Annotated in this window: 27 protein-coding genes; 13 read left to right on the forward strand and 14 right to left on the reverse strand. The window is 46.2% G+C overall.

The window, feature by feature from the left end; translation table 11 throughout:
- The first annotated feature begins 79 nt into the window (after positions 1 to 79).
- Positions 80 to 256, forward strand: coding sequence for a hypothetical protein (locus QUA20_RS28615; RefSeq protein ID WP_333193422.1), 177 nt, complete (start codon positions 80 to 82; stop codon positions 254 to 256).
- Positions 257 to 563: 307 nt separating this feature from the next.
- Here the strand turns inward: QUA20_RS28615 and QUA20_RS28620 are convergent, their stop codons facing one another.
- Positions 564 to 1187 (reverse strand): DedA family protein, encoded by a 624-nt coding sequence (locus QUA20_RS28620; RefSeq protein ID WP_172189700.1) that lies wholly within the window; start codon positions 1185 to 1187, stop codon positions 564 to 566.
- 348 nt (positions 1188 to 1535) lie between these two features.
- Here QUA20_RS28620 and QUA20_RS28625 point away from each other — a divergent pair, with 348 nt between their 5' ends.
- A complete protein-coding gene (locus QUA20_RS28625) occupies positions 1536 to 1880 on the forward strand; it encodes an STAS domain-containing protein (RefSeq protein ID WP_333193425.1) in 345 nt (114 codons plus the stop codon).
- Between the two features lie 51 nt (positions 1881 to 1931).
- Here QUA20_RS28625 and QUA20_RS28630 read toward each other — a convergent pair whose 3' ends face one another.
- The 7 genes from QUA20_RS28630 to psbN form a co-directional block, all read right to left on the reverse strand.
- Positions 1932 to 2582 (reverse strand): hypothetical protein, encoded by a 651-nt coding sequence (locus QUA20_RS28630; protein WP_333193427.1) that lies wholly within the window; start codon positions 2580 to 2582, stop codon positions 1932 to 1934.
- Positions 2575 to 3129, reverse strand: coding sequence for an Npun_F5560 family protein (locus QUA20_RS28635; RefSeq protein WP_172189697.1), 555 nt, complete (start codon positions 3127 to 3129; stop codon positions 2575 to 2577). The genes QUA20_RS28630 and QUA20_RS28635 overlap by 8 nt, the downstream gene beginning before the upstream one ends.
- Positions 3130 to 3401: 272 nt before the next feature.
- Entirely contained in the window at positions 3402 to 3995 is a 594-nt protein-coding gene (locus QUA20_RS28640) for a class II aldolase/adducin family protein (RefSeq protein WP_333193464.1), read from the reverse strand.
- An 869-nt stretch (positions 3996 to 4864) separates the two neighbouring features.
- A complete protein-coding gene (locus QUA20_RS28645; protein ID WP_333193429.1) occupies positions 4865 to 5860 on the reverse strand; it encodes a hypothetical protein in 996 nt (331 codons plus the stop codon).
- A gap of 561 nt (positions 5861 to 6421) precedes the next feature.
- On the reverse strand, positions 6422 to 7333 hold the full coding sequence (locus QUA20_RS28650; protein ID WP_333193431.1) for an MBL fold metallo-hydrolase: 912 nt from the start codon (positions 7331 to 7333) through the stop codon (positions 6422 to 6424).
- A 1-nt stretch (position 7334) separates the two neighbouring features.
- Positions 7335 to 8435 (reverse strand): chorismate synthase, encoded by a 1101-nt coding sequence (gene aroC, locus QUA20_RS28655; RefSeq protein ID WP_333193433.1) that lies wholly within the window; start codon positions 8433 to 8435, stop codon positions 7335 to 7337.
- A 315-nt stretch (positions 8436 to 8750) separates the two neighbouring features.
- On the reverse strand, positions 8751 to 8882 hold the full coding sequence (psbN, locus tag QUA20_RS28660) for a photosystem II reaction center protein PsbN (RefSeq protein ID WP_333193435.1): 132 nt from the start codon (positions 8880 to 8882) through the stop codon (positions 8751 to 8753).
- 14 nt (positions 8883 to 8896) lie between these two features.
- Between psbN and QUA20_RS28665 the strand changes: the two genes are divergently transcribed.
- The 5 genes from QUA20_RS28665 (at position 8897) to QUA20_RS28685 (ending at position 10776) form a co-directional block, all read left to right on the forward strand.
- On the forward strand, positions 8897 to 9214 hold the full coding sequence (locus QUA20_RS28665; RefSeq protein ID WP_333193437.1) for a hypothetical protein: 318 nt from the start codon (positions 8897 to 8899) through the stop codon (positions 9212 to 9214).
- A 20-nt stretch (positions 9215 to 9234) separates the two neighbouring features.
- Positions 9235 to 9438, forward strand: a complete 204-nt coding sequence (psbH, locus tag QUA20_RS28670) for a photosystem II reaction center phosphoprotein PsbH (protein ID WP_172189685.1) — start codon at positions 9235 to 9237, stop codon at positions 9436 to 9438.
- A 151-nt stretch (positions 9439 to 9589) separates the two neighbouring features.
- On the forward strand, positions 9590 to 9850 hold the full coding sequence (locus QUA20_RS28675; protein WP_333193439.1) for a TatA/E family twin arginine-targeting protein translocase: 261 nt from the start codon (positions 9590 to 9592) through the stop codon (positions 9848 to 9850).
- Positions 9851 to 10513, forward strand: a complete 663-nt coding sequence (gene pth / locus QUA20_RS28680; RefSeq protein WP_015176009.1) for an aminoacyl-tRNA hydrolase — start codon at positions 9851 to 9853, stop codon at positions 10511 to 10513.
- Positions 10510 to 10776 carry a DUF3146 family protein gene (locus QUA20_RS28685; RefSeq protein WP_332958583.1) on the forward strand — a complete coding sequence of 89 codons (267 nt, stop codon included), beginning with the start codon at positions 10510 to 10512 and terminating at the stop codon, positions 10774 to 10776. The genes pth and QUA20_RS28685 overlap by 4 nt, the downstream gene beginning before the upstream one ends.
- 81 nt (positions 10777 to 10857) lie before the next feature.
- Here QUA20_RS28685 and QUA20_RS28690 read toward each other — a convergent pair whose 3' ends face one another.
- A complete protein-coding gene (locus QUA20_RS28690; RefSeq protein ID WP_333193442.1) occupies positions 10858 to 11232 on the reverse strand; it encodes an S-layer protein in 375 nt (124 codons plus the stop codon).
- Positions 11233 to 11316: 84 nt separating this feature from the next.
- Positions 11317 to 12144 (reverse strand): CPBP family intramembrane glutamic endopeptidase, encoded by an 828-nt coding sequence (locus QUA20_RS28695; RefSeq protein WP_333193444.1) that lies wholly within the window; start codon positions 12142 to 12144, stop codon positions 11317 to 11319.
- Positions 12145 to 12514: 370 nt separating this feature from the next.
- Between QUA20_RS28695 and QUA20_RS28700 the strand changes: the two genes are divergently transcribed.
- Positions 12515 to 13966, forward strand: a complete 1452-nt coding sequence (locus tag QUA20_RS28700) for a GTP-binding protein (protein ID WP_333193447.1) — start codon at positions 12515 to 12517, stop codon at positions 13964 to 13966.
- Positions 13967 to 14158: 192 nt separating this feature from the next.
- Here QUA20_RS28700 and QUA20_RS28705 read toward each other — a convergent pair whose 3' ends face one another.
- Positions 14159 to 14833 carry a hypothetical protein gene (locus QUA20_RS28705; protein WP_333193448.1) on the reverse strand — a complete coding sequence of 225 codons (675 nt, stop codon included), beginning with the start codon at positions 14831 to 14833 and terminating at the stop codon, positions 14159 to 14161.
- A 554-nt stretch (positions 14834 to 15387) separates the two neighbouring features.
- On the opposite strand from QUA20_RS28705, the gene QUA20_RS28710 reads away from it, so the two are divergent.
- The 4 genes from QUA20_RS28710 (at position 15388) to QUA20_RS28725 (ending at position 20522) form a co-directional block, all read left to right on the forward strand.
- On the forward strand, positions 15388 to 16731 hold the full coding sequence (locus tag QUA20_RS28710; RefSeq protein ID WP_333193449.1) for a 3' terminal RNA ribose 2'-O-methyltransferase Hen1: 1344 nt from the start codon (positions 15388 to 15390) through the stop codon (positions 16729 to 16731).
- Between the two features lie 66 nt (positions 16732 to 16797).
- A complete protein-coding gene (locus QUA20_RS28715; protein ID WP_333193451.1) occupies positions 16798 to 17097 on the forward strand; it encodes an AbrB/MazE/SpoVT family DNA-binding domain-containing protein in 300 nt (99 codons plus the stop codon).
- A 273-nt stretch (positions 17098 to 17370) separates the two neighbouring features.
- Positions 17371 to 17826 carry a hypothetical protein gene (locus QUA20_RS28720; RefSeq protein WP_333193454.1) on the forward strand — a complete coding sequence of 152 codons (456 nt, stop codon included), beginning with the start codon at positions 17371 to 17373 and terminating at the stop codon, positions 17824 to 17826.
- Positions 17827 to 17879: 53 nt separating this feature from the next.
- Entirely contained in the window at positions 17880 to 20522 is a 2643-nt protein-coding gene (locus QUA20_RS28725) for a polynucleotide kinase-phosphatase (protein WP_333193456.1), read from the forward strand.
- Between the two features lie 118 nt (positions 20523 to 20640).
- On the opposite strand, the gene QUA20_RS28730 is transcribed toward QUA20_RS28725, so the two are convergent.
- The gene (locus QUA20_RS28730; protein WP_333193458.1) at positions 20641 to 22320 is read right to left on the reverse strand and encodes a mechanosensitive ion channel; all 1680 of its coding nucleotides are present in this window, start codon (positions 22318 to 22320) and stop codon (positions 20641 to 20643) included.
- Positions 22321 to 22404: 84 nt separating this feature from the next.
- Entirely contained in the window at positions 22405 to 23622 is a 1218-nt protein-coding gene (locus QUA20_RS28735; RefSeq protein ID WP_333193460.1) for a transposase, read from the reverse strand.
- 148 nt (positions 23623 to 23770) lie between these two features.
- On the opposite strand from QUA20_RS28735, the gene QUA20_RS28740 reads away from it, so the two are divergent.
- Positions 23771 to 24235: an SRPBCC family protein gene (locus tag QUA20_RS28740; protein ID WP_172192329.1), complete on the forward strand. Its 465-nt coding sequence runs from the start codon at positions 23771 to 23773 to the stop codon at positions 24233 to 24235.
- A 108-nt stretch (positions 24236 to 24343) separates the two neighbouring features.
- Here QUA20_RS28740 and QUA20_RS28745 read toward each other — a convergent pair whose 3' ends face one another.
- Positions 24344 to 25030, reverse strand: a complete 687-nt coding sequence (locus QUA20_RS28745) for an alpha/beta hydrolase (protein WP_333193462.1) — start codon at positions 25028 to 25030, stop codon at positions 24344 to 24346.
- Positions 25031 to 25384: the final 354 nt, after the last annotated feature.

Raw genomic sequence — 25384 nt, forward strand, 5'->3', positions numbered from 1 at the left:
TTTGCCAACAATAGCTCAAAACCTTTGCCCCACTTGTTTTGAGTATTTATACTTGTCGCAAAAGTGACACGCTCCCAAAATGGAGCCTGTAGAAGAGCGAGTTATTGTGATTGCACAAGCGCAGCAATTATTTGCTGAAATCAAAAATCGACGGGAGCAACAATTACTCTTAGTAAAATTGGATAAACTTAAGCACGAGCCAGAAAAGCAACGTAAAGCTTTATTAGATGTCAAACGCTTCAGTTGTGGGAGATAAAACTTCTACTTTATATGATGTTATGTTAATTACTAATAAAACTGCTTGGTAGTAAGGGGTTTAGTCCTTATTGACTAATAGTTTCCCTATCTAGGACAGAATTTCTCACTACAAACTTAATTATTTTTAGAACAGAATTTCTCGCTACAAACTTGATTATTTTGAATACAGAAGTCCTGACTTATTAATAGGCGATCGACAATGATTAGACTTTTTGCAAAAATAGATAATATCTGCGTTCCTTTGCGTTTATCTGCAGTTAAAAACAGAAAATCCAGAAGTCTTGCAAAAAGTCTAACCACCAATCTTACTTAGTCTTGTCCAAATTCCGCGACTCCAACCAAATAGGAATTGCAATCCAAGCAACGGCTAACAGCAAAGCAAATACCGCAAATTGAGCCGCCCAAGCTACCAACTTCTCCAAAGACACAACTTGTCCCAAGAAGTAGGATAAACTTACCATTACAGATGCCCAACTGGCAGCACCCAGAATGTTGAACAGAGAAAATTTCCAAAAAGGCATTTCTGCAATACCCGCTAGGGGGCTAGCAAAAATTCGCAGCAGTGCAATGAAACGGCCCAAAAAAACAGCTTTAGCTGCATTTTGGCTAAACTGTTCTTTTAAGTCAAACAGTTGTTCTTCCCGAAAGCGGAAAAATTTTCCCAGATTCAGCAGCAGCGGCCAGCCGCCGTACCTGCCGATCGCATAACCAAGGTTTCCGCCCACAGTAGCACCCGCGATCGCACTGCCGAGTACATACCAGTAATTCAGTTCCCCGCTGCCAGCTAAAAACCCGCCAGCAATTGTAATTGTCTCCCCTGGAAGAGGAACTCCCAAATTTTCCAGCAGAATTCCCAGAAATACTGCCCAGTAGCCGTAATCGCGCGCCAACTGCTGAATAGTCTCTAACGATAAAAACTCAAAAGACATTCGATACTGCCTTCGTAAACTTTTGCAAAGCTCAATACATTTATATATTGGCTCGATTCAGCCAATAGTGCAATCTTTCCCTGTGATGAAGAACACACTAAACTCGCGATCGCTGGCTAACCTAAAAATTAGCCTTCCAGGCATAATAAATTAATAAAGAATTGATGCGGTTGCCTTCCGCGCGATCGCTAGCCAGTTTCCTGCTAAATTGATCGCAACGGCTATCCCCACCGATTCCCACAACGGCGATCGCCCTTCCTCCAACATACGCTGAAATCCCCTGATTCTTTCAACAGAATCAGCAACTGAACTCCCTTATTCATACTTTACAATCCTAGGATAACTGCTATGGAATTTCCCAACTTCAACCAACCCATCATCCTCCAGCCTCAAAACTGCCTCGACTCCCAAGCAGGCAGCCTCCTCCAGCAACAGCTAGCAGAAATTGCGCCCGATCGCCATAAACTTTGGGTAATTGACATGGCCGACGTAGATTTCATCGACAGTTCCGGGATCTGCGCCTTAGTCGGCGGACTCAACGCCGCCCGCCACCGGGGATGTCGCTTCGTCATCTGCAACCTCTCAGCAACAGTCCGGCTAATATTTGAAATTACTCAACTCGACCAACTCTTTGAAATCTTCGACAGTTTCGACCAAGTTATCTCCGCTGAAACTCCGGCTCTAGTTGCTTGATTAAAACGATCTCCCAAGATCGAATCTCAAATCTCAACTTTCCCATAGACTTCAAATAACCGCAGAGCAAATTTGGATATCATAGATAGGCTTATTTGTCAAGCAATACCAATGACAGACAAATAAATCTGGTACTTGAACGCCGACAGAAGCGATCGCAGGTTCAGCCGGAAAAGGCCAAAGTCGATCGAAACAAATCCTTTCCCCTACGAACCCGAACTGCATCAAATAAGTCGCCGGTGGCGCATTTAAAAGATTCAGCAAGCGGTAAGCCAACTCATAAAGTTCCTGCCGCCAAAGATCCGACAAATGCACCGGTTGAGAGTAACTCAACTCGCCAGAGTGCTTGTCAGCTTCCGCACCGATCGCCTCAGCATAGAGTGGACCTTTTGGCGTCAACACCACAGGCAGCCAAAAATTGCCATCGCCGACGGGTACTTGCAACTCCTGGGACACTCGATCGCGCGCCGCCCAAATATTGCTACAAAATCGAAACACGTCCCGACCCGGAAAAACCAGATGGGACGGCAGATCCAGCGTCAAAGGAAAAACGATCGCCCCGCCCGGAGCGATCGCGCCAGAATTGAGTTCCGAAACCCCACAGATATTGACTTCTGTTAAATGATTAGATTTAGCGATCGTCCGCAACAGAGCTTCCGCCGGGCCTTTGTGGGCATCCGCCACAATCAAAACCTTAGACATTGCCAAAGCTCGGCATTTGAATGCCCCGATCGTCCTCAGCATCCACGCTCGGAAGATCCAGGCCCTTAGCCTTGCGGCTCCGCACAGCGAGACGGTAAGTTACGCTTTGCAACTCAGTGTGCAACTGGCGGTTTTCCTTTTGCAGTTGATCCAATTTTTCCTTAATTGGCTCGATCCGTTCGGCAAACTTCTGGCGGTAAACCCCCGGCAATTCCTGAACCACCTGTTCTAACATCCGAGAGCGATCCGTCAATTCCTGCACCGACTGCCGCAGTTGGTAAACCTCAGCATCCCGCTCGGCAATTTGTTCCTGATAAAAACTCACCTGTTCTTCAACAGCTTGCAGTTGTTCCCGCATAGCCTGCATTTGAGCTTGGTGGCGATCGGAAACTTCCGGCGCCGGCACAAAACTCGAATTTCCCTTCACCAGCCTGAAAAGTTCTTGAGACAACTGCTGCACCAATTGGTCGCGCATTTGCAGCTCTTCGGTGAGACGAGATACCTCTGATTGCAGTTCTTTTGAGCTTACAAGTTTAGTTTGATTCACGATGACTCTCAGCTTTTGCTATATAGTTTGTTTCTCTTTAAAAATATCTTTCCCTTACCGCAGAGGCAAGAGGCAGTTTAAAAGTTTGGAACCCGTGAGGCTAGATCGATCGCTCGATCGGCTAGAGGTCAAGGGTAAAGCCCAGTTTAACTCACATCAGGCACCCACGTCATCACTTTAGTTTCTGGCCGCAGACCCACCTAAAATCCTAGGTTTTTTGTCAATAAACCAGGTTTCTGAGCTTTTTATGAGAACAGTGCAAGATATCACGTCTAACCTATCGCAGCAGAAAGCACTTTGCCAGCTTCGTCCAAGGTGCTGCCAAAACAGATAATTCCGTCCTCGTGACCGGCCATCGCCAGAATTTTGCGATCTGCCAAATTCTCCTCCTCAAAAAGTCTAGACATTTCTAACGCCATCTGGGGAGTGCCGTAAGGTATTTCTTTTCTAGTAGTAGGAATCTTAAACAGCAGTTGCTGCCATAGTTGAGGGTTGTGGACATGAATTATGCCGCCCACATCCTCTCTCTGAAGGTACAGGGCCCCGTGAGTCAGAGACTCCGACGAAGCTGGTACGGGGCCCCGGCAGCCGAGGAAATTTTGTTCTAAGTTAAATTCGGTAACAGTGCAGTAGGATTCTGGCCCCAGAGTCCTCAAGTGTGCAGTCTGGGTTCCCGAAATCACGAATTGGCAAGAATTGCCGAGCCTGACGCTGACGTTGCCAAACCCTATGCCATTTTCGTAGACGCCAATTAATCCCCAAGAGTGGAGCCGATCGCGCCAGTCCATCAAATCTGCTATGTTCCGGGCAGCTACAGGGTCTGCCTCTTCCCAGTCACAGCGGTACTTAACGACTCCTTCATCCATCCATTTTCCTGCCAGAGCAAGCACGACAGACACGACCCAAGCTGAGACTTAATCGAAGTTTTCAAACAGCTTTTTTTTGCCTGCTGCCTTCTGTCTCGGTCTATGAGTGCCTTAACAGGTTTACATTCCAGTGTCGCCGTAATTAGCAACCGACATTAGCAAAAAGTAAGCTACGACAAAAGAACAAATTATTCCAAAAATCATGGTTTTGCCTCTAGGTGATTACAAAAGTTCAAAATGAAAACGTAGGATTTCTGAAGGGGAGTGTGATTTCAGGCTCTTGCCTCATGAAGTTTCTGATGTGAAACTACATAACTTCCCTCAACAAGTAATGGATCTAGACTAAAGCATTTATACGGAGGTGATACACGTCCTAAGAGATATTTAACCACAAATTAGCGCTCGATCCGCTAACGCAGGTAAAAAACAACCGTAAATTTACTGATTCTTTATAATTACACATATATTTAAGCGAGAGCAACACAAAAATAAAATATTTTTTAGACAGTCTTGATTTTTTAGACAGTCTTGGACGCAACTGGCAGAATCTTAGGGCGATCTAGGGTGGTCAACACCTTTGTCGATCGAGCAATTTTGAACCCTGATGCACCCTACAAGCTAAGAAACCGGGTTGACCATCGTAATATTATGTCGGGTAAAATCACCGCAACGCCAGCTCGCGTCGGCGGGTTCACCAAAATATGTAGTAGTAGTATAAGTTATAGATTCAGTAAACCCGCGCAGACCGAGACCGGGATGGTCGATCGACCGAAGTTGATATAAGTCCTATTAACAAAAAAACAAGCCGATCGAGCAGTGATGGCCCGATCGGCTAAAGTCTTCTGTGGAGCGCGATCGCCCGCAGCCCTTTAAATGTGGAAGTGATACAAGATGCTGCCGTCGTCTTTAATTTCGCAATTGGCATTAAAGACTTCAGCTTGTTGGTTCAAAAAACGCTGAGCCACATCCGGCGACAGTCGCGTTTCCATCGCAAACCGCACCAGAGTGATTTCGCCGCGGCCTTCTTTGATCAGTCGGTACAAAGCACTTTGGAGCCTTTCGCTCTCTTCTCGCTGAAAAGCTGCTTTGTACTTCCAATCGGCCACCGAAGGAATCAAACCCCGGCTGACCAAAATCGCCAACAGCAAGCCAATTCCCAAAATCAGAGGCACTGTCGGATCGCTCGTGGGCGTCGCCACAATTTGCGGCACTGTAGCGGCGGCGAAACTGCTGACCATTTCTTTTTCCGAGGCTTGCGTATCCGCCATTGCAAGCTGAGTTTTGTTGTAAAAGTCTTGCTGCAGCTTCATTTGCTGCAACAGGCGAGCGCGCTCTCTTTCGTATTGGTCGAGTTTTTGCTGAGCTTGTTTCAGGTCTTGAGTGACTTGTGCCAAGCGTTGGTTGAGCGACTGATTGACTGATTGCCACCGATATCTGTTAATCAGGCGGCTTTTTTCAACCATGCCCTTCATCAACATATCCGCCGTTTGGATTGCTTGCTCCCGATCGAGCGAGCGATAGCCAACAACAATCTCTAGGGGTTGTTCCGGCTTAGAAATTTTGACACTAGCATTTTGTCGAACTTGCTGGGGCGACAGCTTAACTGCATCTGCCACTGCTTTGACAACATTATCTGCCAGCAGAACCTCTGGGGTGAGTTGCTCTCCCTGTTTGAGAATTGTCGTGCCCGTGCTCGAAAATTTGACTGGCGGATTATTAGAAGTGAGAATGCCTTGAGCCATGAATCCGGGGAGCGGGGCGAGGCGGTAGGCCAGGGCGCCTGAAATACCCATAATTACAGCAAAACTGCCTAAGGCAATCCATCTGTATTGATGTGCTGAAGATCTAAAACGTAAATTTCCCATTTTGATAGTCAAGTCATAACATTCGCTTGCCGGAGCTACTGCCAAACCCAAGAACGATCGTTTCTTTCTGGTTAGTTAAATTGACTGCTGAAAATTTTTTCAGTTTGTACCTAAAAGCTATTAGCTTTTGACAGTTGTCAATATTCACGATCCGAAAAAACCGATCGACCTTTTACTCGATCAGAGCTATAACTTCTGTTTTTGTCCTTAATAATTAATCTGTAACAAGGCTTCTGGAAGTCTACTGGCATCAGACTAGCACTCAGGCGTGCGAGCTCCTCGCCTCGCCGTGTTTGTTGACATTCAAAACTGTCTCCTTTTCACCCTTGGGAATCCTCCAATTATCTTACGTCTTGGCGTCTGGCGGACGCGGTTGAACAATAAAAAAAACCTTAAATACTTTGCCTAAAAACTTAACAAGCAAGAATTATACCATGCAGTTAAGAGTTTGCCGCAAATTAAAAAAAATTGTGGCTCTGGTCTCGCGGCCAGAGCCACATATTCACATAACAATTATGGTTCGATCGGTTGATGGTTCGATCGAGCCCCGGAGGCGAATGTTCAGAAGCCGATCGGCAAAATAAGACCCTCGCGGGCCATGACAGCCTTCGGAAAAGCGATTTGCACGTCTTCAGCGATGCGATCGAGAAAATCGTCTGTGTGAGCAGGATCGTGGTGAAAAATTACCACTCGTTTCACCCGGGCCTCCTTAGCCATTCTCACCGCTTCCTGCCAAGTCGAGTGTCCCCAACCCACCTTCGGAGACTTGGGGTTGTGATATTCCTCGTCGGTGTACATCGCATCGTAAATCAGCACATCAGCGTCGAGGGCTAAATTGTAGACATTCTCATCTAGCCGATCGGGAAAATGTTCAGTATCCGAACAGTAAACAACTGATCGTCCCTGCCAAGTCACCCGATATCCCATAGCAGTATTAGGGTGATTCAGAGAACCCGTCCTAATCTCAATATCGTCCAGCATCATCGTCTGGTTGTGATTGAGTTCGTAGAAATTCAAATCTGCCTGCAAACCCATCAGCGGCACCGGCGAATTCGAGTGCAGCACCCGTTCGACAAAGTGCCTTTTCATGCAATCTCCATCCGGCGGAGTCGCCCCGTAAATATCAAAGCTATTGCCGCGGATAAAAGCTGGGGCGAACAGCGGGAACCCTTGAATGTGATCCCAATGATAGTGAGTAAAAAACATATAAGCTTGCACCGGCATTTCTTGCACCAACTGGTCTCCCAGCATCCGCAAGCCAGTTCCGCCGTCAAAAATCAAGCGTTTGCCAGCGACTCGCATTTCCAAACAAGAAGTATTGCCGCCGTAGCGAACAGTTTCCTGTCCGGGTGTCGGAACACTGCCCCGCACGCCCCAGAACTGTACGACAAAATCATCTATACCTTTTATTGATTCGGAGGGTTGAGGGCAATCAACGGGAGTTGCCACTACTGAGGACAAGCTGATTTCCATTTTAAAATTCAGACTTTAAGGTTCCACATTGTCCGTGATGGCGCAGCAGGTGGTCGCACAACACTAAAGCTACCATCGCTTCCACCATTGGCACAGCTCTCGGCAAAACGCAAGGGTCGTGCCGCCCTTTGGCAGCCAGCAGCGTTTCTTCGCCTTCTCGGGTAACTGTGCGCTGCTGCTGGCGAATTGTCGCAGTTGGCTTGAAGGCCGCCCGCAAAATGATATTTTCGCCGTTAGCAATACCGCCCTGAATTCCGCCGGAGCGATTCGTGACTGTACGAATTACACCCTTGTCATCAGTATAGTATTCATCATTGTGTTCGCTGCCCTTGAGCAGAGTCCCGGCAAAGCCCGAACCAATTTCAAAGCCTTTGCTGGCGGGCAACGACATGATGGCTTTGGCCAAATCGGCTTCGAGTTTGTCGAATACGGGCATTCCCAAGCCTTTGGGTACGTTGCGGGCGACGCATTCGACTACACCGCCGATCGAATCTCCGCTGTCGCGAACTTTTTCGATCAGTTCAATCATTCTTTCGGCGCATTCGGCATCTGGACAGCGAACTATATTGCTTTCTACTTGTTCTAAGGTAACAGTGTCCGGGTCGGCGACACATTCTAAGTCTTTGATGCGTTTGACGTAGCCGACTATTTCGACTCCTGCTGCTTGTTTGAGAATTTTTTTAGCGATCGCCCCTGCTGCTACTCTACCAATTGTCTCTCTCGCGGACGATCGACCTCCGCCTTGCCAGTTACGAATTCCGTACTTAGCATCGTAGGTAGCGTCAGCGTGGGAAGGGCGGTAGGTAGTCGCCATTTCGCCGTAATCTTGGGGGCGAGTGTCTTGATTGCGGACTAAAATTGCGATCGGCGTCCCCAAAGTTTTGCCTTCAAACACCCCCGACAGAATTTCGCAGGTATCTGCTTCTTTGCGGGGCGTGGTAATTTTGCTTTGGCCGGGGCGGCGGCGATCGAGTTCGGCTTGAATTTCCGATGCGTCGATCGACACCAGGGGCGGGCAACCGTCAATTACTACTCCCACACCGCCACCGTGAGATTCCCCAAATGTCGATATCCGAAATAAATGCCCAAAGGTATTGCCCATTATGCTTTTGCCTGAAACTTGATAAATTTTACTTTAACTGGAAGATAGATTTCTTAAATATAGATTTAGTGTGTTTTTGAAGAAAATAGCATTGGCTGGGAGAGTCAGAGAGAAGTTTTGTAGGGGCGATGCCAAGAGTGCTTGCCCCCGATGGAGAGTGGAGAGTGAGGTAGGGGGATAATTGTGAAAATATTCCCTCTTCCGAATTCCCTCCGACTTCTTCCCTCTTTTTATCCTGAGCGAAGCCGAAGGGCTTTCTTCCTTCCATCCGTTACAAAATCCGTTACAAAATCCGTTGCCGAACTTCCTTCTTCTTTAATCTTCGTGTTCATCAAAAGGATCTCTCAATTCCTTAGAGGGAGGGCCGAAAGCCGTGTATATCGAGAAACCGGTGATTGCCACCAGACACACACCGAGAGAAATGCCGAGAACTGCTGCGGGTTCCATATTTTTGATCGATTATGAGTGCTCCACTCTATAATATTACAAAAAATAACAATCCGTCTGAAAGTCTAGTGCTTTTAGGCGCGGTACGGTATGGCAGCGAAAAAGGGGAGAGCGCGAGAGGGGGAGAGCGTTACTATTGGGAGTTAATTAAACTGTCACGCATTCAAATTATATCTTTTACGGCGAGGTCGAAAAATCCTCAAATCCTCGGACACTCTGCCTGTCTCCGGCTCCCCCACTCCCCCTCCCCCGCTCTGGCTCCCCCAGTCTCCCGCACTTCTGAGAAATTGCGATCGCAATTAGCGGTAGAAATATGTCAAACTTTTCTGTAGAGATTCATTGCAGGTGACTTATGGCACAACGGACTTGGTTAGGAGATATACTCAAACCCCTTAACTCAGAATACGGCAAGGTAGCCCCCGGCTGGGGAACCACGCTATTGATGAGCGTGTTCATTGGACTGTTTTTCGTGTTCTTGTTGATTATTTTGCAAATCTACAACTCTTCGCTGATTCTGGAGAATGTGGATATGGATTGGTCGAGCCTAGGCCGCTAAAAATTGATCGCAAAACAGTAAGGCTAAAAGTAAAAGCTGAGGGTTGAGGAGAAAGGGTAAAAGCTAAGTTTTCCCGTTTTTCCTTACCCTTTCCGATTACTTTTGGCATAAATAAACAAGAAGTAACTAAACAAATTGCAGGAGAAAAACCATGAATATTTTTGGCATTGGTTTGCCGGAAATGGCCGTTATTTTTACGATCGCACTATTGGTATTCGGCCCGAAAAAATTACCTGAAATCGGCCGGAGTATGGGGAAGGCAATTCGGGGCTTTCAAGACGCTTCGCGGGATTTTGAGTCGGAGTTCACTCGGGAAGCCAAGCAGCTAGAAGAAGCAGTAGCAATTAGCAGCAAACCGGAAACTGAAAAACTCGCGGCGGCTACTCCCAAGGAAGATAGCACAGACAGTTAAATGAACAACACTCAGAAGTCGGAAACACCAGCGGAGTTAGTGATTCCCCAGCTAATCGTTGGTTTGGGAAATCCCGAACCTAAATACGATCGCACCCGACACAACATAGGCTTTAATGCTGTCGATGCCTTGGCTAAATCTTGGCAGATTTCCCTGTCGGAAAATCGCAAATTTCAAGGCATATTTGGCGAGGGAAACCGGCCGCGGGGACAGAAAATCCGCTTGCTGAAACCGCTTACTTACATGAATCTGTCGGGTCAAGCGATTCGGGCGGCGACGGATTGGTACAAAATACCTGCAGAGTCGGTATTAATAGTATACGATGATATGGATTTGCCGATCGGGAAATTGAGAATGCGGCTTGCCGGTTCTGCCGGCGGACACAACGGCATGAAATCGACAATTTCTCATTTGGGGACAGACAAATTTCCCCGCTTGCGGATTGGCATCGGCAAACCTCAAAACGATGCTGCTAAAAATGAGAAAGATACGATTTCCTTCGTGTTAGGAAAGTTTTCCTCAGAGGAAAGTCAGTTAGTAGAAAAAGTGCTTAAACTGGTTGTAGAAGCTGTGGAACTGAGTCTGCACCAAGGAGTAGAAAAAGCCATGAGCCTTTACAATAGTCGCACAATTGCAGAAACAAACGCGGAAACAAAAAGGTGAGTTCGAGACGTTTGCCTGAAACAACTGCATATGTCCGAGTTACTGGCCAATCTTGGCAAAAAGGCACGATTGAGGGTGAAGTGACTGCCGGCAATTTTGAGTGGCAGTTTCAGTGGCGTTTCACGTCAGAAAAAACACTGATACTTGAGCCTTCTCAGGGTAGGGCATTGATTCAGGAACCGCTGCACCGTTTTCTGGAAAAATGGGATTATCAGCTTGAACCTGGTGGCGATTATTCGTTTACGGTTCGGGCTGAGTTTTAAAATGTTGGTAATGGGAAATGCGGAAAAGGTAATCGGGAATAAAAACTTCCTCTAGTAGGATATCCCGATTCCAGTAATTCTTTAATTAATCACGGGAAATGGCTGTAATGGGGAATTGGGAAACGATAATCGCGAAGGCAAACTTTCTCTAGTAGTATCTCCCGATTCCAGTAATTCTTTAATTAAAGCAGGTGGCGTCGCTTCTCGGTAAGCCCCGCAATAATACATTGTTAAAACAGCTTTGTAAGCCCAGTGATTGGAAGGTACATCAGTAAAAGGATTGGGCAGAGTTTCAGCCTGATTCTGGACGCAAGCATTGAGAATTTGTTCTCGCGCTGGCTGCACTTGAACTAAAGAATTATTTGGCTTGACTTGAGCGGTATTTTGTGCGTTTGCCGGAGCAAATAAACCTGGATAAGTTAACAGTGTGGCAATGGCAAAGATGCTGAGTTTCATAAGTTTATCAATTTCGTAATAAGTTGTTTGGTAGTGAGGAGTTTACTCCTCCAAGTAGTCTGAAATAAGGACTCTTCGTCCTTACTACAAACTTTTGGAATGTTCGGACATTTTTCGCATTCCCAAAGCCAATACACTCAAAAACAACAGCCCCACTGCGCCAGCTAGCGGATTGCCGTTAACTCCAGTAACCCAGTTGGGTACAGAACCCGAATATCGCACTAACTGCCCGATGTTAATGATGTAATATCCCCAGACTAAACCTGCATGAAGCCCGATCGACAAACCGAGGCGATTTTGGCGCGATCTTTTTCCCCAAACCAATATCAAACCCAGCAACAACAACCCCGGAAACTGCGGCCAACTCCCCAGCATTGCCGCGACAGGTTTGATAAAATGAGAGAGGGCAAACACCAGGCTATTCGCCCACAGAGATATTTTATAATTGTAATCCCGCTGCAACTCGTCCAGCAACCAACCACGGAATACCAACTCCTCCGCAAAACCGACTCCAAGGGCGCTTAACAGCCCTTCTGCGATGATTCTCGGCAAATTATCAGAATTTTGCCACGCGACTAAGCCGAACAGCCCTTGCACCGCAAATAAGCTGAAAGTGAGCAAAAGCCCGATCGCCAATCCGATTAAAAGCTCAAAACCGTTTTTTCGCGTATTGATTAAACCGTAACTTTTGAGTAATTGGGTTTCTCCGTAAACCTGTTTTCCCCAGCGCGGCACTAGGAACAGAAACTCTGCAAACAACAATCCCATTGTCAGAATAGTTGCTAGGTTACTATCTTTAACTAAGAGATAAATTGGTGCTGCTAGCGGCAGCCAAATTGCTAGCAAGATTAATAGGAAAATTATCACACGTAAAGGAAATGGATAACTGGCGATTTTGATGGGGTTAATCATTGTTGTAAATTAAACAGGTTTTACATGATATCTGTAGGGACGCAGCATTGCTGTCTCCTAATCCGCGTCAGGAGACGGGAATGCCGTTTTTTACCAGGATTATGGACAGGAGAATGCCATTTTTTTACCAAGATTATGGACAAGGCAATGGCGTTTCCCTACCAGATACACACAGATTTGACATCATATCTGTAGGGACACAGAAATGCTGTGTCCTAATCCTGGTAAGGACACAGCATTGCTGTGTCCCTACCCGGATTATAAACACGCCATTGCCGTAGCCCTAATGTACAAAGCAGACGGAAAAAGCTAGAATGGCATCATATCGGTTGAAACTTTAAGTGAAGCAAAGCTATAACATTAGGTAACAATGACTGAAGCCTCGGATTTTTCAAATGTCGATCGCGAATTAGATGACACAATTTTAAGCTTCGCAGACATTCAGGCAGAACTCAACCTGCGCCACGCTAAAGATGCTCTGCGAGATATAGTAGAAAATCTCGATTTGACAGTTCAAGAGCGAAGTGGACTGGAACCGGAAATTGGCGGGTTGGAGAAAATGCTCGACAAGCTAGAGCGCGCTTGCGTGCAAATAGCTGTGTTTGGGATGGTGGGAAGGGGAAAATCTTCGGTTTTGAACGCGCTGCTAGGTCAAAATGTGTTTGAAACTGGCCCGACTCACGGGGTGACTCGCACGACGACTATCGGCCAGTGGGATGTCGGAGAGGGAATTGATGAGAATTTGCCCGATCGACTTTCGCCAGTTATTTACCGTTTGTCGCAAGTTGAATTAGTCGATACTCCGGGAATAGATGAAGTTGACGGCGAAACTCGCGAACTTTTAGCCCGCCGCGTTGCTCAACAAGCAGATTTGATTTTGTTTGTGGTGGCTGGCGACATTACGAAGGTGGAATACGCAGCACTTTCGCAGTTGCGGGAAGCCGGAAAACCGATGTTATTAGTGTTTAATAAAATTGACCAGTATCCCGATGCAGATAGGCTGGCAATTTATCATAAAATTCGAGACGATCGCGTGAGAGAATTGTTGTCTCCCGATGAAATTGTGATGGCGGCGGCTTCGCCTTTGACGGCGAGGGCGGTGCGCCGTCCCGACGGAAGTATGGGCGTGCAAATGACTCGCAGTTTGCCACAAGTGCAAGATTTAAAATTAAAGATTTTAGAGATTTTAGACCGGGAAGGCAAATCTTTGGTCGCGCTGAATACGATGCTCTGTGCGGGGGATATTAACGAGCAGTTGGTGCAGCGAAAAATGGAAATTCGAGATGAGGCGGCTAATCGCATTATCTGGAATGCGGTAATGACGAAAGCGGTGGCGATCGCACTTAATCCAATTACTGTAGTTGATATTCTTAGCGGTGCGGTAATTGATGTGGTGATGATATTAACTTTATCTAAAGTTTACGGCATTGCGATGACGGAAGCGGGCGCGGTGGAATTGCTGCAAAAGATTGCGATTAGTATGGGGGGAATTACTGCGGGCGAATTGTTGGCTAATTTTGGTTTGAGCTCGTTGAAAGGATTGTTGGGTTTGGCGACGCCGGCGACGGGGGGTTTGGCTTTAGGGCCTTATTTGTCTGTGGCGGTGACGCAAGCTGCGATCGCGGGGGTTTCTTCCTACGGTATCGGTCAAGTTACTAAGGCTTATTTGGCTAATGGTGCTTCTTGGGGAGATGATGGGCCAAAAGCTGTTGTGAGCAAGATTTTGTCTTCTTTGGATGAGGATTCTATTTTAAATCGGATTAAGGAGGAGTTGCGGGCTAAGTTGGATTTGGGAAGTGTGGAAAAACAGAAATTTCAGTGAGAAAAAGCACAAAGGAACAAGGAGCAACTATGAAATAAATAAAAAAAATAAACAACCAATTACTAATTATCCATTACCAATTACCAATTATTACTATCGCCCTTGATGACGCAAATCGCTCGCTCGGATCTTGACAATGCTGGCACTGCGCACTTTATGCCCTGCTTTGACGATCGCCGGATAACTCTCACATTAGGAATATTGGGACTTAAATTCTTGAGCTAGCGCCTCACAATTGTTCAAAAGAAACCAAAACAGCCAGATAAATCCAAGTTTCATAGCAATAACCCAAATGTTACTCAAAATAATTCCTTCTTGTAGGTAGCGGAAAATAAGTGATAAGAAGCCGAAAATCATTAGACCTATATGAATCCAGAGCACTGTGGTCACAAAGCGCAAGTTTCTTAAAAGAACTCTCTTTAAGGAGATTCCAAATCCCAAAAAAGCAATAGAAAACAGCAAATCTATTCCGAGATCAATATAATTTAAAAGCGACTGAAGGAAAACTTCTCTAAATTGTGGAATAAAAATTAAAGATATTCTATTTAAGAACAGAGCCAGACCAATGGAAAAAAAGGATATCCTCATTAGCCCGGGTGTGAATGCACTTAATGTACCCTTTTTAACCAGCACATTATTTCGTTTAACACTATATTCTATTACACCCGAAAACTTGGCTTTGAAAACCACTTCATAGCTTGACAGTTCTCCATCTTCACTGACTTTAAAATAGTGGTTAGAGGTCGGAGCGAGATAGGGATTTTTTTCGGAAATCGTTTTGTTATCATGAACAATACTTTGTTTTCCCGACAGGCTTAGAATTAATTGTATTTTATGACCACTGACATTAAAACATACTTCAGACATAGCAAATTTTATCCTTATCTTATGCTTCAAATATTAGGCTTCAAATATGCTGAGGTCTAACTATTAATTAGACTGACTTTTTCAGTATAATACCCCGAGGTGAGTGATGAGACTGAAACTTTTTAGGTTGTTTACCGATCTTAATAAAAATACACCTATTTTAATAATTAAATGGGAAATTTCCTGACGGGGTGATAGCGCCTCTTTTACCTCGATCGGTAAATCGTTGATGCGGATTGACCTAGAAAAAGATGATGGTTTCTTGATAAGCTTATTGATAACGATCCTGGGCAGCGATCGCCCTTGAACCTCATTCTCTACGATACCCACCCTCTTTCATTGACGATCGCCCGCGAGCATCTTTCTTGAGGTCGATCAACTCAAAACGTTGCCTATCAAGTCTTTCAACTTGCTTGTCACCGCGTCAGCACCGTATATTGAGGCTGTACGTAAGTCCTCTCGATATTTTTTGTACACTATATAAAGTCTGCCTGTGTAAGTCCTGTGTTATTAACTATTTCCACAACTCGCGTCCCTGCTACAGATTTAGGTTATTGCTGCACAAACATCCCGATCGCCATCAATCCTTTCCGATGACTTTCGGGCAAGCCAGCGTGTTTTATCCAGAGGCAAATGCAGAAAAGTGCACGGCAGCTTTACTGTTAGATGTCGATCCGGTTGCTTTGGTGCGGGGCAAGTCGAAATCGGGCGATCGCCCCCTCGAACAATACGTGAACGATCGCCCCTACGTTGCCTCTTCGTTTCTGTCTGTCGCCCTCGCCAAAGTCTTTAGTACAGCTCTATCCGGTCGCTGCAAAGACCGCCCAGAACTCGCAGAAACAGCTATTCCTTTGACAGTTAATCTGTCGGTTTTGCCCTGTCGCGGTGGCGAGAAGTTCCTGCGGCAAATGTTTGAGCCACTTGGCTATCAAGTCGCAGCAAAACCCCTGATTCTTGACGAGCAATTTCCCGAGTGGGGCGCGAGTCCTTACTTTTCTGTGGAACTGCAAAATACAATTCGTTTGGCGGATTTGTTAAGCCATCTTTACGTGCTAATTCCCGTGTTGGATGACGACAAACATTATTGGGTGGGCGATGATGAAATCGAGAAGTTATTGCATCACGGCGAAGGTTGGTTGAACGCGCATCCCGCGCGCGAACAAATTGTCAACCGCTATCTGAAACGCCAGCGCCGTCTGACGCGAATTGCTGTGGCACAGTTAGCAGAAGCAGATAATATCGACCCTGAGGAGCTCGAAGTTTCTCATCAGCAAGAAGAGGAAGTTTTAGAACAGCGCATTAGCTTGAATCAAGAGCGTTTGGAAGCTGTGACGGAGGTTTTAAAGCAAAGTGGTGCTAAGCGAGTGGTAGATTTGGGCTGCGGTGAGGGAAAACTGCTGAAATTGCTTTTGAAAGAAAGCTCGATCGAACAAATTACAGGCGTCGATGTGTCCTTTCGTGCATTGGAAATTGCCAGGGAACGTTTGCAAATCGATCGATTGTCTCCCGCACAGCAATCTCGCATTCAACTAATTCAAAGTTCGCTAATTTATCGGGACAGCCGCTTGACTGGTTTTGATGCGGCGGCGGTAATTGAAGTGATTGAACATCTGGATTTAGAACGGTTAGCTGCTTTTGAGCGGGTTTTGTTTGAATTTATCCGACCCAAAAGTGCGATCGTCACAACTCCAAATATTGAATATAATGTTCGGTTTGAAAACTTGCCAGCGGGCAAATTTCGCCACCGGGATCACCGCTTTGAGTGGACAAGAACCGAATTTCAAACTTGGGCGAATGGCGTTGCCGAACGGTTTGGCTGTGGGGTAGAGTTTCGTTGTGTGGGAACTGAAGATTTAGAAGTAGGTTCGCCTACGCAAATGGCAATATTTGCCCATTGATAATAATACCGACACTCTGTTTGTGCTTACAATATAGTTAAAGTTGGAAAAATGCAGGCTTCAGCTATGAGTAAATCTATTCAAACCCGGATCGTTGAAATTGACAATTCTCAGGGCATTCACATTCCCAAATCTTGGTTAGAGCAAATTGGTATTAGCGGAGCAGTAGAAATCGAAGTTCAGGGCGATCGGATCGTCATTCGTGCAGCCCAAAAACCGCGTGCCGGCTGGTTCGTCATTTCTGGAACCCTAAAACCGCGTGCCGACTGGGAGGAAGCGTTCGCAAAAATGGCAGAGCAACATGATGATGTCCTTCTTGATGATATCACGACTACTGAGTGGAAGGAGTTTGAGTGGGAATGGTAGTCAAACGTTCAAATTCGGACTGTTGACAAAAATCGATTAGTTAAATATCTTGGTCAGAGCCGTACTGACGAACAATAGGTTCTATATAATTGAGAGAAATATAATTGGAGATATTAAAAATATATGCCCATCAATGGCCGGCCTCTACGGGGTTCTAAGTTCCCCTTTCACGCTCCTCTTCCCGCAAGTAAAAGGAATAGAAGCCTCCTTCCTCCTACTGACATTGACTACAATTTTTGTCGAATATTCTGCAAAGACAGTATCGCAAATTTTTTGGGACTGCCACGTGCGAACTATCGAACTGGCATATTTAAGGGGGATGCCGGAAATGCCGGGAGCAGATTTAGCATTAATGAAAAAGTAAAGGCAAATCCCTACACGTTGACGTTGATGCCGAACACCCAGGTCATCCAGGGTAAATACGATTGGGAAGCCGCAGACGGTGCTACCACTGAGGCTGTGGTGATGAAAAGCTTGCAAATTTTTATGCCGAGTCACATCCAGGTTTGGAGAGTTCTGTTTTGGTTGACAAATGAGACCAACTATTATTTAGACGATGAAGGAAACCAAATTATTCTGACGGCTTATGCGCCACCAGCGACTTTGAAATCGATCATGGCCGTGACTACGCCCAGTGGTCGCAAATACAATTTGAGGACTATGCTCTTCCCCGATGCTGTGCCCTTCTTTTCAGTGCATAAAGGAAACGAAAAAATACCCCCTTGTTAGCTTGGGGTGATTCAAAGGCTTTGCGATTGCTTCACGACCCTCGCAATGAAATTATGAAAATTACGATTCCCGAACTATCTTTAGTCCTGCTCATCGGTGCATCCGGTTCCGGCAAATCCACCTTTGCGCGGCAGCATTTCCTACCTACAGAAATCATTTCCTCGGATTACTGCCGCGGTCTGGTTTCCGACGACGAAAACAATCAAGCGGCCACCGCTGATGCTTTTGAAGTATTGCATTTAATCGCTGCTAAACGTCTGGCCGCAGGTAAGCTAACTGTGATTGATGCCACCAACGTTCAGCCGGAAAGCCGCAAATCTTTGTTGGAATTAGCCCGAAAATACCATTGCTTTTTGGTTGCTATTGTGCTAGATTTACCAGAAAAATTGTGTGCCGATCGCAACCAACAGCGTCCCGATCGCAATTTCGGAAATCATGTAATTCGCCGCCACGTTCAGAATTTAAAGCGATCGCTCAAATCTCTAGATAGGGAAGGATTTCGGTACGTTTACGTCCTCCGTTCCCCAGAGGAAATCGACGCGGTGGAAGTCGAGAGACAACCTTTGTGGAACAATCGCAAAAGCGACTGTGGCCCTTTTGACATCATCGGCGACGTTCACGGATGCTGCGATGAATTGGAGAAATTGCTGCAACAGTTGGGCTATCAAATTATCGAAAAATCCAGCGAATCCGATTTGGGGAATTTTCCCACCTACGCGCACCCGGAGGGCCGTAAAGCCGTGTTTTTGGGCGATTTGGTCGATCGGGGCCCGCGCATTCTCGACACCCTCAAACTCGTGCGAAACATGGTACTCGCAGAAACAGCTTTGTGCGTGCCTGGAAATCACGACATCAAACTGCTGCGAAAACTCAACGGCAAAAATGTCAAAATCAACCACGGACTCGAACAAACCTTAGCAGAAATTGCCGCTTTACCGGATGAATTGCGCGAATCAGCAGTACGAGAAATTCGCCAATTTTTAGATAGTTTGATCGGGCATTACGTCCTCGATGGCGGAAAATTAGTCGTCGCCCACGCCGGGATGAAAGCTGAATTTCAGGGACGCGCATCGCGCCACATTCGAGATTTCGCCTTGTACGGAGAAACCACTGGCGAAATCGATGAATTCGGCTTGCCAGTCCGGTACAATTGGGCCGCCGAATATCGAGGTCAGGCAGCAGTTGTTTACGGACACACCCCGGTTCCAGAAACAGAATGGTTGAACAATACTGTTGATATTGACACGGGCTGCGTTTTCGGGGGCAAACTAACAGCTTTGCGGTATCCCGAAAGAGAATTTGTCAGCGTTCCTGCTGCTAGAATTTACTGCGAACCTGCCAAACCGATCCTCTTTCAAGACAGCCCAACTCCACTTAACAATAGAGACATGAATTCACCCGCTATCACTAGCGGTTTGGCGGCAGTGAATCTCACCTCCCAACAGCAGTTTGATGACGTACTGGACATTAGCGACGTACTGGGAAAACGCATCATTTCAACTCGGCTGCAAAGTAACATTACGATTAAAGAAGAAAATGCGATCGCAGCCCTAGAAGTAATGAGTCGGTTTGCAGCCAATCCCAAATGGCTGATTTATTTGCCGCCCACAATGTCTCCCGCTGCTACCTCCAACGAACCAGGACTTTTAGAACATCCAGCCGAAGCATTTAGCTACTACCAACAGCAGGGCATATCGACAGTTGTGTGCGAAGAAAAGCACATGGGTTCCCGTGCAGTTGCGATCGTGTGCCGCGACGCATCGGCAGCTTTACGCCGCTTTGGCATTCTCAGCGAGAGTATGGGCATTTGCTACACCCGCACGGGACGGCATTTTTTCGATAATTCTACCTTAGAAAGAGAATTTTTAGCGCGGGTAAATGCCGCTCTCACTGCCAGCAATTTTTGGGAGAAATTTCAAACCGATTGGGTGTGTTTGGACTGCGAATTAATGCCTTGGTCAGCCAAAGCTCAAGGTTTATTGAAAGAGCAGTACGCCGCCGTGGGAACAGCATCTCGTCACGGGTTTGCGGAGGCGATTAAGAACTTAGAACAGGCAAAACAGCGGGGAGTTGAAATTAATTCTTTGCTAACTAGCTACCAAGAGCGAGCCGAACTAGCCGATCGCTATGTTCGTGCCTATCAGCGCTACTGCTGGCCAGTGAAATCGCTCTTGGACCTCAAATTAGCGCCTTTCCACATCTTGGCAACCGAGGGAACTGTTCACACTGACAAAAATCACTGTTGGCACATGGAACAGATTTCACAAATTTGTAAAGCTGACCCTGAATTGCTGTTAGCTACTGAATACAAAATAGTTGAAATTGCCGATTTTGACAGCAGATCCGCAGGGATTCAATGGTGGGAAAAACTGACGGCGGCGGGAGGCGAAGGAATGGTTGTTAAACCAATGGATTTTATTGTGAAAAATAGCAAAGGACTCGTACAGCCTGCGGTGAAATGTCGCGGTAAAGAGTATTTGCGAATTATTTATGGTCTGGAATATTCTTTGCCAGAACATTTAGAAAAATTGCGATCGCGCGGACTTTCCGGCAAGCGTTCTTTGGCGTTGCGAGAGTTTGCTCTCGGTGTAGAAGCATTGGAGCGATTTGTTGCGGGTGCTCCATTGAGACAAGTTCACGAGTGCGTTTTCGGAGTTTTAGCGATGGAAAGCGAACCTGTCGATCCGAGGCTGTAAATTTATTCCATAGGACTTACGCTCCCTATCACACTTCTTCGGGGATGAGATGCCTGACGGTAATGAAATTAAGCATAAAAAAAAGGCGTTTGTACTTGACAAACGCCTTTTTATAGAGTTACAAACGCGGCGTCTTATCTTGTTTAAACGACGCTAACCATTCGCGAATTTGGTCGGCCGCAATCTCGCGCCCGCCCAAACCAAAAGCTAGAGCAATGCCAACTGCGATCGCCCCGAGCAGCAGCCCGAAAGCCAAATTCACAATATCGCTGCCAATGCCCATCTGTTGCAGCGCCAAGGCCGCAACAAAAGCAATAATCGCGATCCGAGCCGTTTGGCCCAAAAGCCGCGCTTGGCGAGTTCCAGAACTGGCAATCAAACTAAACGCCAGATTCGCCAAATACAAGCCGATCGCAAATACGACCAAACCGGCTAGCACCCGGCCTGCAACCAGCACAATACCGCTAACAATCGCCGTCAGCGCTGGAATCTGCAGCACGTCGGTAGCAGCCACCACAGCAAACAGGATGATGCCCACCTGCACCACTATGCCGACAAATTCCGAAGGCGTGCGGGCCGGAAGTTCCGGTTCCTGAAGAATCGTTGCCTCCGGATCGATCGAATTTGGCGGTAGCCGCAGCCGCTGTTTCGGCGGCTGCACTCCCAACCAAGAAAAGACATTGTTAAAGCCAATTCCGGTCAGGATATTAGTAACCAAATCGCCTACCCAGCGCCCCAAAATGTAAGCAACCGCCAGAATCAGCGCTGCGGTGAAGATTTTAGGAACTGCGCCCAAAATGTCGTTGAGCATCGCGACAGCAGGCTGCGAAATCGCCTGAATGTCCAAAGCGTTGAGAGCTGCGATCGCCGTTGGAATCAAAATCAAAACATAGACGATCGTCCCGACAATCCACGACAGCGATTGTCCGCCCGCAGTCCGCGAAATTCCAAACCGAGCGCCCAAACTGTCCGTCCCAGCAGCAGCCAACAGATTTGTGACAATCCGCCGCACCACCACAGCCAGCAGCCAGCCGACAAACCCAATCAGCACAGCTTCCAGAATTTTCGGAATTGCCGCCAGAATTTGGTTGAGCAAATTATTAACCGGCAGCAGAGCCTGCTGCAATTGCAGCGCTTCCAGAATCAGCGGCAAAAATAGCAGAAAAATGAACCAGTACAGGGCATTCGCCACAGTATCGCTCAGCAGCAAAGGGCGCTCCCTGGGCGCAGTGCCCACCTCCTGATTCAAGCGCTCGTCCACGCTAAAAGTCCGCATCACCCGCGATACGGCCAATTTGGCGACTGTCGCCAACACCCAAGCAATCCCCAACCAAATTAGCGCGCCGGCTAACTTCGGCAAGAAATTAGCTATTTGATTGAGAAAAGTATTGAGGGGTTGCGAGACAGCCGTTAGATTCAGGCGGTTGAAAAACGCAACTAGGAAAAAGACAAAAATGATCCAGAACACCGCTGCAGAAATCCATTTTTCCACTTGCGGAGATCCTGCTCCTTCCGGGCGGCCGGTAATCCAAGCAGCCAGTCGGTTGTCGATCGTAGTCTTCTTGAGCAATCCTCCGACTACAGATGAGACGAGGGCTGATACTATCAAGCCAACTAGCAGGATACCGACGGCCCAGATCAGATTTTCAATGTTTGAGCCCTGAATGAAATTGTTAATTCCGCGTTCGGCATCTGTCAGCGGATTCGGGGGGGGCGGGGCCTGGGCCAAAATGCGATCGGACAAAGCCGCTATTGGCCCCGATATCGGTTGAGTTATTTCTTGCCAAGTTTCATTCATTTTTTTCTCAGGTTAACGTCATATTTGACATGGAAAAGACGAAACTTTAATAATAGTTACACAAAATCTAGACATCGCCTAAATTTAATGTTTGTACGCTTTTAATCGTACTGGGTTAACTACAAAACCCTCTATCGAATTAGGGATAAACCCATCTCCGACTGCTTTTCTGCCAATATTCAAAGAACCGTTGACATCGGCATTTATGAATCGTCCATTTTGGGTTCTGAACAATCCTCTTTTTACCCTACTGCCAATGTAGTCGGAATGTTGTTGAATTGGTTCCCAATCCAAAGCTGAACATTTGGATGTGTAATTCTCCTCTACTAACACAACTTTTATTCCCGCAAGTTTTCCTTTGTACTGCAACATTTGCACGAACCTGGCATGGGGAATGCAGGCAAAATTTTGATTGTTAACCTTGCCAGTATGAATCCCATCTTTAAAATCATGGTTCCAGCCTATAACCAGCAAGCCAATTTGACGATTGACGAGTTCTTTAATAATTGCGGAACTCGCCGTGTGGAGGTAGTAATCCACTTTACAGTTACGCTTGTGCCACAATTTGGCAAGTTTTTTACTGTTTTTTTGCCCTGGAGGTAGCAATGATTTCAATGCTTCGGAAACTTGATTGCAGTATTGATTGGTTGACTTAACAGCCCGTCCGTCGTAGATTGTCGGTACTAACCCAGGAACATTGTAGGTTAATGTTGCCAGATTGTTTAATCCTAAATCTATGGCAGCTACTCTCTGATTAACTTGTAAAGGCTGTTCTAACTTTTCATATACCACCTCGACAACATAACAACCTACCTTGGGAACAATCCGGATTTCCAAAATCGAGGTGACTTTTGACGGCAACCAAATATTAGTCCCAGAGGGACGAGCATATCCTTGTTTTAAGGCTCTTTTGCTGACAGCTTGACAATTAAATACAACTACATAGCGCCCGTCCTCTCTTTTTCGCTCTCTTGAACCTTTATAATGAGGTATTTTAGGTGCGACTTTAAATTTAGTTGGGTCTTCCTGATAGTTTCGCACCGCCAGATAATAGCTAGTCCATGCTTTGAGGACTAAGCCGAGCGTGCTTTGTGCTACTTTTGCGGGCAGTGCTTTGTAATCAGGACTTGTTTTGAGCGCGTGATAAACAGCCAGAGCGTTTGTTTGTTGGCTGGCGAAAAAGTTTTGACGGTAGATGTAGTTAGCGCTGTTGTAAAGATTTTTGCACAGCCAAGACAGTCGATCGGCTTCTCGATAAAACCTATGATTTGGTTTAATGACGTGCCTTTCGACTAACTGCATAATCGGTATATATACTTTAATTCAAGATGATACACTGTATTTATGAGTGTGTCAATCTTTTAATTTCTGGAAAAATTGACGTTACAAGTAAATAAAGGACTATTAAAGTAAGCAAAGTTTTGTAATACCCTCCTTGTTGCAGGTTCTCATGTCAATTCGTCAAGTTTTCGAGCAATCCATTGAAATTAGCGCTGCTGCTACTGTGGTGGAGCAGTGTATAGTCGATCGCACTTTAATGCACAAGTGGCTTAATCCCCTGCTGCGCTGCGATCCCGAGGGCGAATGGGATACTGCTGTAGGAAGTCGCAGCTTATTTACCATAAAAATTCCCGTTTTGCAACCCACTTTAGAGAGTGTGGTGTTGGAGCGACAACCCGGTTTAATTGTGTGGGGGTTTGACGGATTTTTCAAAGGATGCGATCGCTGGGAATGCCAGCCCCAAATCCAAGGAACTCTCTTGATTAACCGCTTTGAATTTCAAATTCCCAATCCTTTAATTAGATTTGGTTTCAATCGCTTTGCAGCCCCTTGGACGCAGAAAGATATGAAAGACCAACTCCGCCGACTCAAACGGGTAGCCGAGCAATTATCTCAAAAAATGGGTAATTGGTAATTGGGAATTGGTAATTGGTAATTGGTAATTGCTGAAAACGAGAGCTAATAGGGAAAAAAAGCAGCAGTTCCCAATTCCCAATTCCCAATTACCTGCAACTTCAGTTATTTACTTCGTACTTCCCGAGGGACTGGGCTGACAAATCATTTGTCTGGCGGAATTCACCGCTTGGCCTGCGGTATTTTGCAAAGCCGGGGAATTCTGATACAAAGCTTGCAAATCTTGCACGTCTTTAATCACTCGCTCGTAGATAGCCATAGCTTGATTGCCGTCAACTTCTAAGGCCGCAGGGCTGTAACTTTGCATCACTTCCAGCAGCGATATTTTGCCATCTTTGGAAGCTGCGACTAAAGCATCGCGCAGTGCGGGCGCGCTTTGAAGACGAGTGGCAGGCGTATAAGCAACCTCGCCCAATTGTTTAAAAACAATGTCCCCAAAATAAGTATTTGCCAGCCGCGCTACTAATTGGGAATCTAAAGGCACTTCTCGCGTTAATATTTCGCGCATCGACTCTGGAGTTTGTTTCGCAAGACTCAGAACGCTTTGCAGTTGAGAGGATGCTTTGCCAGTTTGTGCCAAGCTTTGCAAGTCGCTTATCGGTAATGTTACGTCAACAGCACCGTATTTTACGGTAACATTGTCTAATGCAAAGGCTTTGTCGCTGCTCAGGAATACTGCACTTGTTCCCAGCAAAAGCGCCAAACCTAATGATAAAGACTTTGACATTCTTTTGGTTAAATGGGCTGACAGCGCGTGCATTCCGTTGAGATAACCTTGTTGAAACTGAAAGTTCATGGGTTTGTGCCTCTTTACGTCAAAATACTTTTTCGATCGATCGTCTGTGCGGGTATCAGTCGGGAAAGTGGACTCGGGAACTCCCTAAATGACCTATGATTTTACAGTCATGTCAAGCAAATTTAACCTATCAAAAGATAGGTGTCAATCGATCGCTTATATGTTAGAGGCATACTGGCGATAATTCGATCTAGCTTTGCAAAACTTATAAAAGCGACATTTTGCCGTCGGGCAACAGTTTATTGAGTGTCGGTTTCACATCTTATAGTGTGCGACATAAGTAGGTCGGCGGGAAAATCCATAAGTATGTAACAAAATATTAAGTAGGGTGACTGGACTTGAATTTAATACGTT

The organism is Microcoleus sp. Pol7_A1 (assembly GCF_036701085.1).
GTDB lineage: Bacteria > Cyanobacteriota > Cyanobacteriia > Cyanobacteriales > Microcoleaceae > Microcoleus > Microcoleus asticus.

Bases quoted from the DNA above. Each gene is read 5' to 3' on its own strand.
- psbH (WP_172189685.1), top strand. From the start codon at position 9,235: ATGGCACAACGGACTTGGTTAGGAGATATACTCAAACCCCTTAACTCA.
- QUA20_RS28650 (WP_333193431.1), bottom strand. From the start codon at position 7,333: ATGGAAATCAGCTTGTCCTCAGTAGTGGCAACTCCCGTTGATTGCCCT.
- QUA20_RS28640 (WP_333193464.1), bottom strand. From the start codon at position 3,995: ATGGATGAAGGAGTCGTTAAGTACCGCTGTGACTGGGAAGAGGCAGAC.
- QUA20_RS28725 (WP_333193456.1), top strand. From the start codon at position 17,880: ATGAAAATTACGATTCCCGAACTATCTTTAGTCCTGCTCATCGGTGCA.
- QUA20_RS28645 (WP_333193429.1), bottom strand. From the start codon at position 5,860: ATGGGAAATTTACGTTTTAGATCTTCAGCACATCAATACAGATGGATT.
- QUA20_RS28730 (WP_333193458.1), bottom strand. From the start codon at position 22,320: ATGAATGAAACTTGGCAAGAAATAACTCAACCGATATCGGGGCCAATA.
- QUA20_RS28700 (WP_333193447.1), top strand. From the start codon at position 12,515: ATGACTGAAGCCTCGGATTTTTCAAATGTCGATCGCGAATTAGATGAC.
- QUA20_RS28665 (WP_333193437.1), top strand. From the start codon at position 8,897: ATGAGTGCTCCACTCTATAATATTACAAAAAATAACAATCCGTCTGAA.
- QUA20_RS28630 (WP_333193427.1), bottom strand. From the start codon at position 2,582: ATGTCTAAGGTTTTGATTGTGGCGGATGCCCACAAAGGCCCGGCGGAA.
- QUA20_RS28705 (WP_333193448.1), bottom strand. From the start codon at position 14,833: ATGTCTGAAGTATGTTTTAATGTCAGTGGTCATAAAATACAATTAATT.
- QUA20_RS28695 (WP_333193444.1), bottom strand. From the start codon at position 12,144: ATGATTAACCCCATCAAAATCGCCAGTTATCCATTTCCTTTACGTGTG.
- QUA20_RS28715 (WP_333193451.1), top strand. From the start codon at position 16,798: ATGAGTAAATCTATTCAAACCCGGATCGTTGAAATTGACAATTCTCAG.
- QUA20_RS28675 (WP_333193439.1), top strand. From the start codon at position 9,590: ATGAATATTTTTGGCATTGGTTTGCCGGAAATGGCCGTTATTTTTACG.
- aroC (WP_333193433.1), bottom strand. From the start codon at position 8,435: ATGGGCAATACCTTTGGGCATTTATTTCGGATATCGACATTTGGGGAA.
- psbN (WP_333193435.1), bottom strand. From the start codon at position 8,882: ATGGAACCCGCAGCAGTTCTCGGCATTTCTCTCGGTGTGTGTCTGGTG.
- QUA20_RS28625 (WP_333193425.1), top strand. From the start codon at position 1,536: ATGGAATTTCCCAACTTCAACCAACCCATCATCCTCCAGCCTCAAAAC.
- QUA20_RS28740 (WP_172192329.1), top strand. From the start codon at position 23,771: ATGTCAATTCGTCAAGTTTTCGAGCAATCCATTGAAATTAGCGCTGCT.
- QUA20_RS28620 (WP_172189700.1), bottom strand. From the start codon at position 1,187: ATGTCTTTTGAGTTTTTATCGTTAGAGACTATTCAGCAGTTGGCGCGC.
- QUA20_RS28745 (WP_333193462.1), bottom strand. From the start codon at position 25,030: ATGAACTTTCAGTTTCAACAAGGTTATCTCAACGGAATGCACGCGCTG.
- QUA20_RS28690 (WP_333193442.1), bottom strand. From the start codon at position 11,232: ATGAAACTCAGCATCTTTGCCATTGCCACACTGTTAACTTATCCAGGT.
- QUA20_RS28615 (WP_333193422.1), top strand. From the start codon at position 80: ATGGAGCCTGTAGAAGAGCGAGTTATTGTGATTGCACAAGCGCAGCAA.
- pth (WP_015176009.1), top strand. From the start codon at position 9,851: ATGAACAACACTCAGAAGTCGGAAACACCAGCGGAGTTAGTGATTCCC.
- QUA20_RS28735 (WP_333193460.1), bottom strand. From the start codon at position 23,622: ATGCAGTTAGTCGAAAGGCACGTCATTAAACCAAATCATAGGTTTTAT.